Origin of the sequence: Massilia scottii (genome assembly GCF_030846495.1) — a bacterium.
Taxonomy (GTDB): Bacteria; Pseudomonadota; Gammaproteobacteria; order Burkholderiales; family Burkholderiaceae_D; genus Telluria_A; species Telluria_A violaceinigra.
Genome location: NZ_JAVCWM010000037.1, coordinates 1 through 16,438, shown reverse-complemented (window position 1 = coordinate 16,438; position 16,438 = coordinate 1). Strand labels below are relative to the sequence as shown.

The window sequence follows — 16,438 nt, the reverse complement described above, 5'->3', positions numbered from 1 at the left end:
GGCGCGGGAACGACGAGTTACGGCTTAATCCCCACAATCCCCGCCTCCGCAGCCCACTGTCCCACATCGCTGCGCTTGATCGCCGCAGCCATCAGCTCCGGGAACAAATCCGGCGTACACGCAAAACACGGTGCCCCGAGCGCCGCAAAATACGCCGCATTCGCGTGGTCATAACCGGGCGCCCCGTTATCGTCGAGCGCCAGCAGCACAATCACCTGCACGCCCGCCGCCACCATCGCCGCGGCTCGTCTGCGCATCTCGGCATTATTCCCGCCCTCGTACAAATCGCTGATCAGCACGAAAATGGTATCGGCCGGCCGCTCGATCAAGCCCTGGCAATACCCCAGCGCCCGATTGATATCGGTGCCGCCGCCCAGCTGCGTACCGAACAGCACATCGACCGGATCGGCCAGCATCGGCGTCAGGTCGATCACGGCCGTATCGAACACCACCACCGATGTACTGACCGCCTTGATGCTGGCCAGCACCGCCGCGAACACGCTGGCGTACACCACCGACGGCGCCATCGAACCGCTCTGGTCGATACACAGCACGATGTCGCGCAGCGATTGCCCCTTGCGCCCGAACCCGATGCGCGTTTCCGGAATAATCGTCCGGTACTCGGGCTGGTAATGGCGCAGATTGGACCGGATCGTACGCAGCCAGTCGATCTCGTGATGGCGCGGCCGGCGGTTGCGCGTGGCGCGGTTCAGGCTGCCCGCCACCGCCTGCCGGAACGGACTGGCCAGTCTGCGCTCGAGCTCGTCCACCACTTGCCGCACCACCATGCGCGCGGTTTCCTTGGTCTTGTTCGGCATGACCCGATTCAGACTGAGCAGGGTGGCGACCAGATGCACATCCGGCTCGACCGCCTTGAGCATTTCCGGCTCCAGCAGCATTTGCTCCAGGCCCAGCCGCTCCAGCGCATCTTTCTGCATCACCTGCACCACGCTCGACGGAAAATACTGGCGGATGTCGCCCAGCCAGCGCGATACGTTCGGCGCCGACGCGCCCAGCCCGCCATTGCGCCCCGGCGGCGGGTTGTACAGGGCCGACAACGCCCGGTCCATGGCCAGGTCATCGGCGCCCAGCGACACTTCCGGCTGGTTCGGTTCGCTGCCCAATACCATGCGCCAGCGGCGCGTTTGTTCCTGCGGGGTGAGCTCATGGGACATGAACGGTCTCCGGTGTTGAGGTTGCAGTGCTGACGCCGAGGATCATGCCGAGCACCGGCAGTACCAGCCGCGCGCGCGCTTCATCCAGGCTGCCGGCGGACGCGGCGATAATCACCGTGCCTCCGGCGCTGCCGGCGCGTTCGCTCAGCTGGCGCCGCTCCGGCGCTTCAAAGGCGCCAAACGTGCGCCGCAGCAGCGGCAGCAGTTCGACGAAGCTTTCCGGATCGAGGCGATTGATCCAGTTGTTAACCAAGCTCCACAGGCTGTCGTTGTGCAGCAGCAGGGCGGCGCTGCCCTGCAGGAAGCCTTCGAGCCAGTTGCCGCTGGCCAGCGGCGCACTCGCATGCGAACAGCGCAAGGCCAGTGCGCGCGCGGTGCGTTCTTCATCCCAGTGGCCTTGCTCCGACAAAATCCGGGCGCAGCGGCCGCTGATCAGCGGATGCGACAGTTCATTGCCCGCCACCTGGTCGAGCGCGCCGAACCAGGCGTCCAGCAGCGCTTCTTCCTGGATCAGGCGGATGGCGCGGTCGGCGGCGATCAGCTGCCTGACCAGTTCGGCCGCCGGTTCGTCGGCCATGCCCAGCACGCCGAAGGGCAGGGCGATGCAGGCCCGCCTGACGAGGCCGTCGACCACTTGCCCGATGGCGCTGGTATCGGTGCCGCGCACGCTGCCGTAGCGCATGACGCTCGCCAGCGGCGGCAGGGCCGCGAGCATGAAGCCCACGTCCGGCGTGAGTGCGCCGACTTCCTGGATGCGCTGCATCAGCAAATCGACCGCGCGCGGCAGGTCGGCCAGCAGTACCTGTTCGATCAGCGCGGTCAGCTCGGGCAGGGTAGTCGCCTCGGTGGCCTGGCTGACCGCCTTGCCGGTGGCGGCCGCTTCGACGCTGCCGCCCCAGACGTTCGCTTCGATCAGGCGGATGGCGAATTCCGGCTCCCATGCCAGGCGCCACCATTCGTGGAAGGTGCCCGTCTTGCCGGTGACGCGTTCGGCACGGCCCCAGTCGACGCCGAGCAGCACCAGGCGGTGCAGCAGCACGCTTTTTTCCAGATGCGCCGGTTGGCGCAGGTCGAGTTCGAGCTGGCTGTGATCGGCCTTGACCGGCAGGCGCAGGCGCTTTTGCTGGGCCTGCACGTCCTGCGGCAGCGGCAGGGTCGGCACGCCTTCGGGCACTTCGCCCAAGCGGTCGTTGATCAGCAGGGCGTCGTGGATCAGGCGCAGCGGAGTGTCGCTGTCGTAGCAGAACACGGCGCGCACCGCTTCCTGCAGCTCTCCCAGGCCCGGACGGGGCCGCTCGCGCATTGCCGCCAGCGTATCGGCCAGCCGCACCGCTTCGATGATGCTGGCCGACGAGGCGTCCAGGTCGTGTTTGCGCAGCAGGATGGCGACATCGGTCAGCCAGTACAGGCTGGCCTGGGCCGGGTGGCTCCACATGTGGTGGTACCAGCCGGGCGCGGTGACGCCGGCGCCGTAGCCGCTGCGAAACGCCAGGCGGCCGTAGCTCCACGGCGTCCAGGTCGCGGCCAGCTTGACCTTGGGTAAACCCTTGAGCAAGTCGTTGTCGCTCTTGGCCGATGGCATGGTCGCCAGCGCCGGCACGTGATACGCGCCGCAGACCACGGCGATACGCTGGTGGCCCTGTTTTTCGGCCAGGCGAATGGCGTTGCGCATCCACGCCTCGCGCTGCTGCTCGCGCAGATTGGGCGGCGCGGCGATCTCGGTGCGCACCGTGGTCATCATCTCGGCGATGGCGGCGAACAGGTCGAGACTGTCGGCGCGCTGCTCGACCAGATGGTCCCACCAGGTGTCGGTGTCGGAAAAACCGGCCGCGTTGGCCAGCCATTGGAGCGGGTCTTCGTGCAGTTCGTCGGTGTCGGTATCGGATTCCCCGGCTTCGGATTCATCGGCAGCCGGCTCGGACGCCTCAGGCTCGGCCAAACGGTGCGCCTGCGGCAAGTCGCAAAAACGCACCGGCACGCCGTTGGCGGTGGCATAGCGCATGGCTTGCCACTCCGGCGAGAACTCGGCGAACGGATAGAACACGGCGCGCTGCGGCGTGGCCGGCACGTAGACCAGCAGCGCGACCGGCGGCTTGATGGCCGGATCGGCGGCGAAGGCAATCAGGTCGTCGGCCTCGGGCGGGCCTTCGATCAGGATGCAGTCCGGCTGCAGCGCCTGCAAGGCTTGCGCCAGGCTGCGCGCGCAGCCCGGACCGTGGTGGCGGATGCCGAATAAATGAACGCTCATCGGCCAGTCAATTCATCACGTCGCGGCAAGCCCGGTACAGGTCTTTCCAGCCTTCGCGTTCCTTGACCACGGTTTCGAGGTATTCCAGCATCACGACGCGGTCCTGGACCGGATCCTTGATGATGGCGCCGATCATGCCCGCGGCCACGTCGGCGCCGCGCATGGTGCCGTCGCCGAAGTGGGCGGCCAGCGACATGCCGTTGGTAATGACCGAAATCGCTTCGGCCGTGCTCATGCTGGCGCTGGGGGCCTTGATCTTGCGCTTGCCGTCGGTGGTGACGCCGGCGCGCAGTTCGCGGAACACGGTGACGACGCGGCGGATTTCTTCCAGTGCCGGCACTTCGCCGGGCAACTCGAGCGCGCGTCCGAGGCTGGCGACGCGGGTTTCGACGATGCGCACTTCCTCGTCGGCGGTGGCCGGCGGCGGCAAGACGACGGTGTTGAAGCGGCGCTTGAGCGCGCTCGATAGCTCATTCACGCCGCGGTCGCGGTCGTTGGCGGTGGCGATGATATTGAAACCTTTTTGCGCCAGCACTTCATCGTCGAGCTCGGCGATCGGCAGCATTTTTTCCGACAGGATGGTGATCAGGCTATCCTGCACTTCGCTCGGGATGCGGGTCAGTTCTTCCACGCGGGCGATTTTTCCGTCGCGCATGGCGCGCATGATCGGGCTTGGCACCACCGCTTCCATCGACGGGCCCTTGGCCAGCAACTGCGCGTAGTTCCAGCCGAAGCGCACCGCTTCTTCGCTGGTGCCGGCGGTTCCCTGCACGATCATGGTCGAATCGCCGCTGATGGCGGCGGCCAGGTGTTCCGACACCCACGACTTGGCCGTGCCCGGCACGCCGAGCAGCAGCAGGGCGCGGTCGGTAGCGAGCGTGGCCACGGCGATTTCGATCACGCGCGCATTGCCGATGTACTTGGCGCTGATCTCGACGCCATTGTCCAGCGTGCCGCCCAGCAGGTATTTGGACACTGCCCATGGCGACAGTTTCCAGCGCGGCGGACGCTGGCGTGTGTCGACCGCGGCCAGCGCTGCGAGTTCCTCGGCGTACTGCGTTTCAGCGTGCTGGCGCAGGATGGTAGAAATGGCGGTCATACGGATTGCTCCTGAAAAGATTGATACATATCGTGTCGGAAACGCAGGGTGCGCAGGAATTTGTCGACCGTGTCTTCCCATTGCGCGAACTCGGGGATGTCTTTCGGCCAGCCGTTTTCGTAGGCGTCGATGGCGCGCGGGTCGAGCACCAGCGCGAGCGAGGCCATGGTGTAGCTCAGCGACCAGCTCTGCAGCGTGTTGGCCGCGCAGCCGGCCTGGATGCGGCTGACCACGGCCCTGGACAAGGCCAGCGGCCAGTTGCGCTGGGCACTCTTGGCAGCGTCGTCGAGCATGTCGATCAGGCTCGAATGGGCGCGCATCCACGCTGCCGGCGTCGCTTCGACAAGGGTGCTGAGCAAGTCGTCGGCGGCATCGAAGGGCAGGGTGCCGAACAGGCCGAAAAAATCGCGCGGCATGTGGGTGTGGATGCCGGAGGACTTCAAATACAGGTCGAGGAAGGCGGTGAACCAGGCGTGCAGTCCGGCATCGTAGCCGGCCTGCAGGCTGCGCTGCAGCGCGCTCGACCAGCCCAGCAGCAGCGTGTGTTTGAACTCGCTGGCCATGGCCAGGGTCAAACAGGTACGCGGCGAGGCATCGAAGGTGCTCGACCAGTACGTCGGCGGCACGGCTGCCAGAATGTCGACCAGCCAGCCCGATTTTTCGCCCATGGCGGGGTACAGGCCGGCGCCGACGCCGTCGCGCTGCATGCTCTTGTCGCGCTCATGCGGCACGTCCGCCAGCAGGTGGGCCGAGTCGCCGTTGCGCTCGACGCGCAGCAGCGGCATGGCGCGCGCCAGCATGCGTTGCGCCAGTTGCGAACCGGGCAGGCCGGCCAGCAGGCGCTGGGCCACGCTGCGCACTTCCTTGCGTTTGTCGTCGAGCGCGCTTTCCAGGAAGGCTTCGTCGGCCAGGCCGAGGCCCACCGACAGGCAGCCGAGCAGGGTGGCGCGGTGTTCCGGCGTTTCGCTCGGCCAGGTCGCTTGCAGGGCCTGCAGGGCGGCGGCGCCATCCTGGGCGCGCATGTCGCGCAGGGCGTTGGCACGCTGTTCGATATTGCCATCGTCCCACAGCAGGCGCACATCGTCGGTATCGGCCCCCACCCAGTTCCAGGAGGGATTCTGCTTCGCCAGCCAGTGGCCGCGCGCGCCGAGCACGCCGTCGATCAGCGCGCGCAAGGGGCGATGCGCGGTGCCCATGTCCAGCACACCCGGCAGCAGACGGGGCGGCAGGCGGCATTTGTAAGCGTTGGCCAGGCGCAGCCATTCGGAGCGCACCTGCGCAAATTCATCTTGGAGCAGCAGCGCCAGCGCGCGTTCGGCCTGCGCCGGACAGGCGCGCAGGGTATCGCTGTCGCTCGATGGCGCCGCGGGCGCGGCCGGCTCCGGCGCGGCTGGTTGATGGCCGGCACGCTGCCACAGGGCATGGGCGGCCAGCGAGAGCCACAGGTTTTCTTCCTGTGTGGCGGCAGCGGCGCCGGGACGGCCGCGCACGCTTTCGCGCAGGGCCAGCGGCAAGTCGTCGTCGAAGCCGGGGGCGGCGCGCGAGGTGCCGATCTGGAGTGTCTTGTGAATCTTTATCGGGAGCGGGGAACTCATGCTACGGTCTCGTTGTCAAAATGATGCAAGCGGCCTTCGGCGAACACGCTGAGCGGGACGATGGCATAACCGTCCCATTCGCCAATCACGGTCACCGGATGGCCGCCGCTGAGCGCGAGCAGGGGCCACAGGTGGCGAAAACCAGCGTGCAGCGCGATGATGCGGCCGTCGGCGCCAGCCAGGTGGGGCGCGCCGCCCGCATGCGGCACCATGGCGTCGAGCACGAGCGGAAAGCGGTCGAGGAAAGGGTTGCGCGCCAGCGCCCCGGCGTAGGCCGCCAGCGAAGCGTCGAGCGTTGGGGGGCTTGCCAGGCTGGTATCGAGCGTGCTGAAGGCGTCTTGCTGCTTGATCAGGGCGCGCAGCGGATAAGCGCTGTGATAGAAACACAGTTCGCCATCGAACTGGGTACCGGGGGCGAGCACCTTGTCGTAGCCTTGCGTGCCGGCGGCGTACTGCAGGATCATGGCCCAGCGTCCGCTCGCCATGCCGCGCAGCCAGGTGGTGCGCGCGCGGATGCGCTCGTTGTCGCCGGTGTGCTGGGCCAGCACTTGCCAGCGGTCCTGCACGCCGGCCTGGGCCAGCACCTCTTCCTGGGTGACGGTCCAGCCGACCAGGGTGCGCACGTCGCTTTGCAGTTCGGGCGGCAGGTCCGGCAGGCGGCGGCAGGCGGTGCCGAGCAGGTAGATCGACGCCAGTTCGCGCGCCAGCTGGGTTTCCCAGTCGGGCAGGGTGGTGTCGAAGCACATGCCGCTGGCGCGGCGCAGGCGCGCTGCCAGGCCGGCGGCCTGGGCGTCGACCATGCGCGCGGCAATGTCGTTCCAGAACGCCGGGCCGCGTGCGCGCAGGGTGGACAAGCCTTCGCGCGCCAGGTCTTCGAGCCAGGTTTGCAGTTCGGCGATGCCGGCCGCGACCTTGCTGTCGCGCTTGTCCTCGCGCTTTTGCGCCGCCGCGGCCTGGGCTGCCGCCTGCTCGGGCGTGGTGGCAATGGCTTTTTCGGCGGCGGTCTGGAGTTTCTTTTCGCTGCGCTGCTGGCGGCTGTCGAGCCAGTCGCTGACCCACTGGGGCGGTGCGCCGTCGGCGAACAGGGGGCCATGGCTGGCTAATAAGAGATACAGGCCGATGCCGTGCTTGCAGGGAAATTTGCGGCTGGGGCAGGAACACTTGAAGGCCGGCTCGCCCAGGTCGATCTGGGTGCGGTAGGGGACTGTGCCGCTGCCCTGGCATTCGCCCCACACGGCGGTGTCGGTCCGGCCCAGGTTGCCCCACTTGGCGGGCCCTGCCAGCTGGCTGCCGGCTTTGGCGGAACTCGCATCGGGCGCCAGTGCGAGGATTTGATCGGCGTTCAAAGTCATGGAGGAGCAATGCCAGCGGCCCATGACCGTTGGCAAATGATTAAAGATAGTAAGTTAACCGCTGACGTTAATTTTGGGAAGTCTTTTTTGCCGGAAGGGCAGGGTGCGGACAGCCGGGGCCAGGTGCGCTCGCGGCCCGGGCTGCCGTCTCAGGCTACCGCCTCAGGCTACCGCCTCAGGCGTAACCCAGCCAGAGCGCCTGTGCGCGTGCGAACACGGCGGCGCCAACCTGGGTGCCCAGGGTGCGCCCATCGGTGCTGGCGCGCTCGAAATGAATGCCGGCGTAGACGCGCGAGATCCCCGCTTCGGCCACGGCATCGCTGAACGTTTCCCATGCCAGGGTCACCGGCGCGGACGGCAGGGCCGGATCGATCAGCAGCGAGCGCGCCGCTATCGTCACCTCGTGCCGGAAGGTGTCGCTGCCGGTGAAGCGGCGCAGGATGTCGGCCGAGGCGGCGCTGAAGGTGCTGTGGCCGGACACGTGGTCGGGAAACGCGGGCGTGGGCGAACTTGCCAGATGGAAGGGCATCCACGCTTCGCCGGCGACCGCGCGCAGTCCGCCGGCCGGGCCTTCAGGGCCGAAGCTCTGGATGATGCGGCCCTGCATCAGATAGCGGATGGCGCTGATCGGGCGCGCCGAATCGTAGGCGCGCTTGGCGTCCCAGGCGGCAATGCTGGCGTCGAACACCGCATTGGCCAGGGCGAAGAACAGTTTGACGTTGTCATCGTCGCTGTAATCGTTGCGCTCCGATATCAGTTGCGCGAAGCGGCACCAGTAGGAACCGGGCAGCTCGCCGACGGTGCTGCCGGCCCAGTAGTCGGCGATCGCCTTCTGGCGTTCGGTCAGGGTGGCCTGGACCTGGACGACCTGCTCGGCCTGGTCGATGAATTCCCTGCTGCCGAAGGCGGCGGGCGCGGGCGGGCGGAACTGGCCGCCCGCGCCCAGGGCGAACGGACGCACGCCGCCCCAGAAAGGCGTCAGGAACGCTTGCGTGCGGCGCACGCCGCCGGCGTCGAAAGAAAGCGGCTGCCACAGGCCGGGGAAGGGAATGCTGGCGCGCGGCGTGGGCTGGGTGACCAGCAGCGGCGGATTGCGCGGCTGGTAGCCGCTGTAATCGGCGAACGGCACGCCGCCCGGCGTCAGCTTGCCGTCCTGGTTGGCGCCATCGTCGCGGCATCGGTCGAGCACCGCGTGCGCGGCAATGGTGCCCACGCGCGGAGCCGTGGCGCTGTTGTTGTAGGCGTCGATCGGGCGGCTGTTCAGCGCGGCGAGGTGCGCATCGAAGGCGGTTTGCTGGCTGGGAAACTGATCGAGCAGGGCCGTGTAGGCGGCGAAGCTGATCGCCAGCGCCTTGTTGGCGGGCGTGCGTTCGGCGTCCGGCCTGCGCAGCTGGGAGCCAAGGTACTGGCCGAGGGCGACGCTGTCGTAGGCGGCCCATGCTTCATACATGGCGCTATGGACGATCGCCAGTGCGCGCGCGGCGATCGGCGGCGCCATGCGGGTGGCGCGCACGGCGTCGAGGGCAATATTATTCCAGGCAATCACCGAGCCCAGCTGCGCCGGTGGTTCCGGCTGGTAAGAAGGTGGCGGCTCGTCCGACCCGCCGCAAGCCGTCAGGGCGCTGCCGAGGGCGGCTGCGCTGCCCATCGTTAAGAAGGTGCGTCGTTTCATGGTGATTTCCCAGAGAGGTCGCTTCCGGCCGGGAAGCGCGGGATGCCTGGCGGCACGGCCATCGATGAGGTGACTTACGTGGCGACGATAGCGCGCAGCCGCCACGCTGTTCTTGAGCCGACGCAGCCGCAGTACCGCAGCAAAAACAGGAGTCGTCGCATGGCCGGACTTCGTTGCGTGGACGTGCGACGGCGGTGCGGCAGGCGGGCGCCTGGTCCGCAGTTCGCAAGAGTAAGCAAATCCTTGCCAGTAGCCACTACAATACGGCTGCCGTTTGTCGAGGTCACTTACCGAGGTCAGATTATGAAATTTATTCACGCCGCCGATTTGCACATCGACAGCCCCTTGCGCGGGCTGAACGGCTACGATGGCGCTCCGGTGCAGGAGTTGCGCGGGGCTACGCGCCGGGCCTTGTCGGCCCTGGTCGACCTCGCGATTGAGCAGACAGTCGATTTCGTCATCCTGGCGGGCGATATTTACGACGGCAACTGGGCCGACTTCCGCACCGGCCTGTTTTTTCGCGACCAGATGGTACGCATGACGCGCGAGGGCATCCGCGTCTACATCGTCAAGGGCAACCACGACGCCGAAAGCCAGATCACCAAGCAGCTTCCGCCGGTCGATGGCGTGCATACGTTCAAGTCCAGCGCGGTCGAGACCTTCACGATCGACGGACTCGGCGTGGCCTTGCATGGACGCAGCTTCCCGAACCGCGCCGTGCCGGAAGACCTGGTCGAGCACTATCCCGACGCCATCGCCAATATGTTCAACATCGGCGTGCTGCACACCAGCCTGAATGGGCGGGGCGGGCACGACGTGTATGCGCCGACCACGGTCGAGGCGCTGTGCGCCAAGGGCTACGATTATTTCGCGCTGGGCCACGTGCATGCGCGCGAGGTCGTGCGCGAGGCCCATCCGCGCATCGTTTATCCCGGCAACCTGCAGGGACGACACGCCAAGGAGACCGGCCCCAAGGGCTGCGAACTGGTGACGGTGGACGGCGGCGCCATCACGAGCGCACAGTTCGTGCCGCTGGACGTGGTGCGCTGGCACCGGCTGCAACTGGACGCCGGCGGCGCGCCCGACCTGAATGCCTTGCGCCAGCGTTTCATGAAGGCGGCAGGCGAGCTGGTGGCCGGCGAGCTCGGGCGCCTGCATGCGCTGCGGGTGATCGTCGGCGGCCAGACCGAGCTGCACCGCATCGAGGCCGAGCAGCCCGGCACCATTGCCGCCGCCATCCAGGCCGGCACCCAGGATTTCGAAGGCGCCGACCTGTGGGTCGAGGAAGTCCAGCTCGACCTGCGCTCGCCGCTCGACCGTGACGCTGCCCTGAAGCGCGAGGATGCGGTCGGCGAGGTGGTGCAGCTGGTCGACGAGATCGCGTCAAGCGAGGAACACCTGCGCGCATGGGCGCTCGCGCAGCTCGGCGCCCTGGGGACCTTGCCGCCCGGCCTTGCCGATTGCGACCCTGCCGGGTTGCCGCCGGAAGCGCTGCGCGCGCTGCTGGCCGACGCCGAGGCGACCGTCCTCGCCCATCTGGGCGGCATGGAAGGAATCGCACGATGAAACTGCGCGAACTGCACCTCACCGCCTTCGGTCCCTTCACCGACCGCAAGCTCGATTTCGGCAGCGCCGGACAGAACGTGGTGTTCGTCCATGGCCCCAACGAAGCGGGCAAATCGTCGACCCTGCGCGCGATCTCGGACCTGCGCTTCGGCATACCGCAGCTGAGCCGCGATAATTTCGTGCACGAGCACCGCAACATGCTGCTGGGCGGGGTGCTGGTGGACCGCAACGGCAAGTCCTATCACATCATGCGCCGCAAGGGCCGCACCAACACCCTGCAGTATGCCGACGGCAGCCCGGTCACGCCCGATGTCGAGGCGCTGATCACCTGCGGCTTGTCGAAGGAGGATTACGAGGCCATGTTCGGCCTGGACCACGACCGCCTGCGCAACGGCGGCGAGGCGCTGCTGGCTGGCCACGGCGAGATCGGCGCGGCCTTGTTCGAGGCCAGCGCCGGCGTGCGCAGCATTCCGTCGGTGCTGGAGCGGCTCGACCAGTCGGCCCGCACCTACTTCATGCCCGGTGCGCGCGCAAAGAATGGGCGCATCAACGAGGCGCTGCGCAGCTACGGCGAACATCATGCCGAATTGAAGACCGCCCAGATCAAGCCGGCATGGTGGGCGGAGCGCTTCAAGGAGCACCAGGCGGCGGCCAAGCGGCTGGCCGAACTGGAGGTGCGCCACGCGGAGGCCAACCGCCGGCAGCTGCGCCTGTCCGAATTGCGCGGCGTGGCGCCGCTGATCCGCACCCAGGACGAGGCTGGCGCCATGCTGTCGGAACTCGACGACGTGCCGCTGCTGGCGGAAAACGCCGCCACCGAGCGGGCCGCCGCGCAGGCGGGGCTGGCCGCCGCATGCCAGAACGCGCAAGCGGCGCAGGACGCCGTGCAGCGTTTGTCCACCCAGCTCAAGGCCCTGGCGCCGGACCAGGCGGCGCTCGACGCGGCCGCCCGCATCGAGCGCCTGGCCGCCAGTGCGGAATCGTTCGAGAGCCTGCGCAACACGATTGCCGACGCCGCGGACCAGGTGGCCGAGGCGCGCCGCCTGCTGGACGAACGCGCGCGCGCCATCCTGCCCGGCGAGGCGGCGCTCGCCGTGCTGGCACTGGCGCCGGCGCCGGCCGCGCGCGCCCGTATCGAGGAGGTGCTCGGCGACTTCAAAGTGGCGCAACAGCGGCTGCACCAGCATCTGGAATCGGCGCTCCCGCTGGAGGACGATGAAGAGCAGGCCGCCGACGCGTTACCGGCGCCCGCACTGGTCAGCGCCCTGCATGCGGTGCGCGACGAAGCGAGGCGCAAGGAAGTGCTGATGAAGCGCAAGGAGCAGCTTCCGGCCGACATCCGGCAGCTGGAGCGTCAGGTCGCGGCCGATGTGGCGGCACTGGGGCTGGCGGACGAGGTGGCGCTCACGAAGGTGCGCGCCTTGCTCGATAGTGAAATCGATGCCGCGCGCAGCGAGTTCGACACGGCGGACGCCGAACTGGCCGCGCTGCGCAAGCAGCTTGCGCAGCTCAAGACCGAGCACGCGGGGGCCGCGGCCAGATGCGAGCAGTTGCTGGCCGCCGGCGCGGTACCGACGATGACGCAGGTGCGCGCTGCGCGTGGCCAGCGCGACGGCCACTGGGCGCAGGTGCGCGAGGCGAACGCCGGCGGCAATCCCGCGCCCGGCACACTGCTCGACAGCTTTGAAGCCGATGTCCGCGATGCCGACCGGCTGGTCGACGAGCTGGCGTGCGACACCGAACGCGCCACGCAGCTGCAGGGCAGCCAGGACGAGCTGGCACGGCTTGTGCAGCAGTTGGCCGACATCGAACACGAACGCGCGGCGACCGGGCAGCGCAGCGCGGCAGCGCAGGAACGCTGGAACGCCACGCTGGCGGCGCGCGGTTTGCCGCAACTGGCGCCGAAAGCGCTGCGCGAATGGCAGTCCCGGCTTGCCGAGGCGCGCGAGCAGGGCGCCAACCTGCAATCGCTGACCGATGAGCTGGAGATGGCGCGCGCAACCGAGCGCGCGCTGGTGGACGATCTGTGCGACGCGATATCGGCGGTGGGCGTGGCAGCGCCGGCCAACGGCTCGCTGGCCACCCTGTGGTCGCTGGTGGGCGAGATCGAGAACGACATCGAGCGGCGCCAGCATGCGCTCAGCACGGCGCTGGGCAAGCGCACCGAGCGCGAACAGCACCAGCGCCGCTTCAAGGCGCAGCAGAAGACCCTGGAAGAGCAACTGGCCGGCGCGGCGGCGGCGGTGTCGTCGGGCGTGTACGGCGCGCTGCACCTCGATCCGCAGGCCGGTGTGGCCGCGGCGGGCGCGCGCCTGCTCGAATTCGGCCGCCTGGGCGAGGCCAAGGCGGAACTCGACAGCGTTACCGCGCGCGAGCTGCGCGCGCAGCAGGCCTTCGAGCGGCTGCTGGGGCAGGGGCATGAGCTGGCGCAGGCGCTGGGCGATACGCCGGCCGCTGACTTGCGGCACTACGTCGAACAGCTCAAGGCGAGGCTGGCGCAAGCAAGGCGGATCGACAGCGAACGCGCGCTCAAGCAGCAGGCGCTGGAAGAGGGGCAGGAACGCCAGCGCGAACAGGAAAGCCTGGCGCTGCGCCATGAAGCGGTACTGGAGCGGCTGTGCCGCGCGGCCGAGGTCGATTCGCCCGAGGCGCTGCCGGCGGCGGAGGCGCAATCGCAGCGCAAGCGCCAGGCCCAGGCCGAGGCGGACCGGGTGCGCAGGGACCTCGCCACGGCATCCTCACGGCCGGTGGACGAACTGCGCGCGCTCCTGCGCGATTACGATGCCGAGCGCATGAACGACGAGCAAAACCAGGTCTCGGCCGAGCTGGCGACGCTGGAGGAGGGCTTGCGCAGCGCGCGCCAGGCCGAAGAAACGGCGCGCCGCGCGCTCGAAGCGGTCGATTCCGCCGATACCGCGGCCGTGGCGCGCGAGCTCATGGAGCGCGATGCGGCCGGGGTACGGCTGGCGATCGCGCCGTGGATGCGCTCGCGCCTGGCGCATGCCTTGCTCGACGAGGCGCTCAAGCGTTTCCGCGAGCGCGCCCAAGGGCCGATGCTGCTGGCGGCCTCGCGCTACTTCCAGCAGATGACCGACGGCCTGTTCGTGCGCCTGGTCAGCGACGATGCCGGTGCCAAGCCGGTCCTGCTGGCGCAGCGCGACAATGGCGGCCAGGTGCGGGTCGAGGGCTTGAGCGAGGGCACGCGCGACCAGCTCTACCTGGCGCTGCGGCTGGCCGCGCTGGAAATCCGGCGCGACGCCGGCTACGACCTGCCGGTGGTGCTCGACGACGTCTTGATGACCTCCGACGACGGCCGCGCGGCGCTGGCCTTGCGCGCGATCGCCGATTTCGCCAAGGACCACCAGGTGATCGTGTTCACCCACCATGCCCACCTGCTCGGCGTGGCCGAGCGCAGCGTGCCGGCGCCGATGCTGCAGGTCGTCAGCCTGTAGGGGCACGTTTGTTTCGCCGCCGCGCCGGCGCCGATGGGCGGCGCGGCGGCGACGCTGTAAAATACTTCTCTTTATCTACGCATACCGATCCCATGACCGTCGTCCGCACCCGTTTTGCCCCCAGCCCTACCGGCTACCTCCACCTTGGCGGCGCCCGCACCGCGCTCTACAGCTGGGCGTATGCCCGCCATTTCGGCGGCACCTTCGTGCTGCGCATCGAAGACACCGACGTCGAGCGTTCCACGCCGCAAGCGGTGCAGGCCATCATCGACGGCATGCAGTGGCTGGGCCTGACGCACGACGAAGGCCCGTTCTATCAGATGCAGCGCATGGACCGCTACCGCGACGTGCTGGCCCAGATGCTGGAAGCGGGCACCGCCTACCACTGCTATTCCTCCAAGGAAGAAGTGGACGCCATGCGCGAGCGCTTTACGGCTGCCGGCGAAAAGCCGCGCTATGACGGTACCTGGCGTCCGGAGCCGGGCAAGACCTTGCCTGCGGTACCGGCCGACCGCGAGCCGGTGGTGCGCTTCAAGAACCCGCTCGACGGCGATGTCAGCTGGGACGATGTGGTCAAGGGCACGATCACGATTTCCAACAAGGAGCTGGACGACCTCGTCATCGCCCGTCCGGGCGGCGTGCCGACCTATAACTTCTGCGTGGCGGTCGACGACTGGGACATGCAGATTACCCACGTGCTGCGCGGCGACGACCACGTCAATAACACCCCACGCCAGATCAATATCCTGCGCGCCATCGGTGCGCCCTTGCCGAAGTACGGTCACCTGCCGATGATCCTCGATCATGAAGGCAAGAAGCTGTCCAAGCGCACTTCAGCCGTCAGCGTCATGGATTACCCGGCCAAGGGCATCCTGCCGGAAGCGATGTTGAACTACCTGGCGCGCCTGGGCTGGAGCCACGGCGATGATGAAATCTTTTCGATGGAGCAGTTCTGCGAGTGGTTCAATACGGATCACCTGACCAGCTCGGCTGCCCAGTTCGACCTGGAAAAGCTGGCCTGGCTGAACAATCACTATATCAAGCAGGCCGACAACACCCGCTTGGCCGCGCTGGCGCGTCCGCGGATGGAAGCGCAGGGCGCCCAGTTCGACGGCGCGCCCGACCTGGCTGCCGCGCTGGCGCTGATGAAGGATCGCACCAATACCATCAATGAACTGGCCGATGCGGCGATGCTGTTCTACCGCACGCCGCAGCCGGACGCGGCGCTGATGACCCAGCACCTGACCGACGCCGTCAAGCCTGTCGTGGCCCAATTCGCCGAGCGCTGCGCCACGGTCGAGTGGACGCGCGAAGCGCTGGCCGCGATGATCAAGGAAGTGCTGGCTGCTAACAGCATCAAGATGCCGGTGCTGGCCATGCCGCTGCGCCTCTTGCTGACCGGCCAGTTGCAGACCCCGGCGATCGATGCCGTGCTGGTGCTGCTGGGCCGTGAACTGGTTCTGTCACGCCTGAAAGTCGAAGTTTAAATTGTTGGCCTCGGGGCTTTGCATATTGCAAGCCCTAGTATATAATTCTGCTTCTTCGACGGACGGGGGTATAGCTCAGCTGGGAGAGCGCTTGCATGGCATGCAAGAGGTCAGCGGTTCGATCCCGCTTACCTCCACCACTAATCGAAGAAGTTGTAGCAGTAGATTGCAGGTAGATGCCACTACCTGATTGCAGTACCGGGTCCCCATCGTCTAGAGGCCTAGGACATCACCCTTTCACGGTGAGTACAGGGGTTCGAATCCCCTTGGGGACGCCAGGATTCGAGTAGTAAATAGCAGCAAGATGTAGTAGAATGCAGCCGCAGTTTAGTACCGCTAAACGCCCTGATACGTCAGGGTTTTTTATTGGTGCAGTAGGGCAGGTCAGGATGTAGAATACGTCCAGGACAGATTTCTGTCCCCATCGTCTAGAGGCCTAGGACATCACCCTTTCACGGTGAGTACAGGGGTTCGAATCCCCTTGGGGACGCCAGTATTACCAGAGAGTCGATGAATCGGTTCTTTGTTATTCCAGCGCAGAGTAGTTCGCGTTACATGGGGGGTATAGCTCAGCTGGGAGAGCGCTTGCATGGCATGCAAGAGGTCAGCGGTTCGATCCCGCTTACCTCCACCAAGTTTTGATGTAGTTTGTACATTGCGGGTAGTTGCCACTACCTGACAACAGTTCAGGTCCCCATCGTCTAGAGGCCTAGGACATCACCCTTTCACGGTGAGTACAGGGGTTCGAATCCCCTTGGGGACGCCAGTTAGTGCAAAAGCCGCCTTGTGCGG

The 16,438-nt window shown here is 67.3% G+C and carries 9 protein-coding genes and 5 tRNA genes; 8 read left to right on the top strand and 6 right to left on the bottom strand.

The genetic code is table 11. The features are described 5' to 3' along the window. Positions 1-17: 17 nt before the first annotated feature. The 6 genes from RBA41_RS30620 to RBA41_RS30595 form a co-directional block, all read right to left on the bottom strand. Complete coding sequence (locus RBA41_RS30620; RefSeq protein ID WP_306628136.1) at positions 18-1,175, bottom strand: VWA domain-containing protein; 1,158 nt, start codon at positions 1,173-1,175, stop codon at positions 18-20. Beyond that, positions 1,165-3,423 (bottom strand): DUF5682 family protein, encoded by a 2,259-nt coding sequence (locus RBA41_RS30615; protein ID WP_306628135.1) that lies wholly within the window; start codon positions 3,421-3,423, stop codon positions 1,165-1,167. Before RBA41_RS30615 ends, RBA41_RS30620 begins: the two co-directional genes overlap by 11 nt. 7 nt (positions 3,424-3,430) lie before the next feature. Beyond that, positions 3,431-4,513 carry an ATP-binding protein gene (locus RBA41_RS30610; RefSeq protein WP_208640270.1) on the bottom strand — a complete coding sequence of 361 codons (1,083 nt, stop codon included), beginning with the start codon at positions 4,511-4,513 and terminating at the stop codon, positions 3,431-3,433. 5 nt (positions 4,514-4,518) lie between these two features. Then, the gene (locus RBA41_RS30605) at positions 4,519-6,117 is read right to left on the bottom strand and encodes a DUF5691 domain-containing protein (protein ID WP_306628134.1); all 1,599 of its coding nucleotides are present in this window, start codon (positions 6,115-6,117) and stop codon (positions 4,519-4,521) included. Then, entirely contained in the window at positions 6,114-7,469 is a 1,356-nt protein-coding gene (locus tag RBA41_RS30600) for an SWIM zinc finger family protein (protein WP_306628133.1), read from the bottom strand. Before RBA41_RS30600 ends, RBA41_RS30605 begins: the two co-directional genes overlap by 4 nt. Positions 7,470-7,644: 175 nt before the next feature. After that, the gene (locus tag RBA41_RS30595; protein WP_306628132.1) at positions 7,645-9,141 is read right to left on the bottom strand and encodes a vanadium-dependent haloperoxidase; all 1,497 of its coding nucleotides are present in this window, start codon (positions 9,139-9,141) and stop codon (positions 7,645-7,647) included. A gap of 303 nt (positions 9,142-9,444) precedes the next feature. On the opposite strand from RBA41_RS30595, the gene RBA41_RS30590 reads away from it, so the two are divergent. The 8 genes from RBA41_RS30590 (at position 9,445) to RBA41_RS30555 (ending at position 16,412) form a co-directional block, all read left to right on the top strand. Continuing rightward, a complete protein-coding gene (locus RBA41_RS30590; RefSeq protein WP_306628131.1) occupies positions 9,445-10,707 on the top strand; it encodes a metallophosphoesterase family protein in 1,263 nt (420 codons plus the stop codon). Continuing rightward, on the top strand, positions 10,704-14,159 hold the full coding sequence (locus RBA41_RS30585; RefSeq protein WP_306628130.1) for an ATP-binding protein: 3,456 nt from the start codon (positions 10,704-10,706) through the stop codon (positions 14,157-14,159). Before RBA41_RS30590 ends, RBA41_RS30585 begins: the two co-directional genes overlap by 4 nt. A 92-nt stretch (positions 14,160-14,251) precedes the next feature. Next, positions 14,252-15,646 (top strand): glutamate--tRNA ligase, encoded by a 1,395-nt coding sequence (gene gltX / locus RBA41_RS30580; RefSeq protein ID WP_306628129.1) that lies wholly within the window; start codon positions 14,252-14,254, stop codon positions 15,644-15,646. Between the two features lie 64 nt (positions 15,647-15,710). After that, positions 15,711-15,786: transfer RNA gene (locus RBA41_RS30575), tRNA-Ala, on the top strand. Between the two features lie 62 nt (positions 15,787-15,848). Then, positions 15,849-15,924: transfer RNA gene (locus RBA41_RS30570), tRNA-Glu, on the top strand. Between the two features lie 139 nt (positions 15,925-16,063). After that, positions 16,064-16,139 (top strand) — tRNA-Glu (locus RBA41_RS30565). Between the two features lie 65 nt (positions 16,140-16,204). After that, positions 16,205-16,280, top strand: a tRNA-Ala gene (locus tag RBA41_RS30560). A gap of 56 nt (positions 16,281-16,336) precedes the next feature. Continuing rightward, positions 16,337-16,412 (top strand) — tRNA-Glu (locus RBA41_RS30555). Positions 16,413-16,438 lie beyond the last annotated feature (26 nt).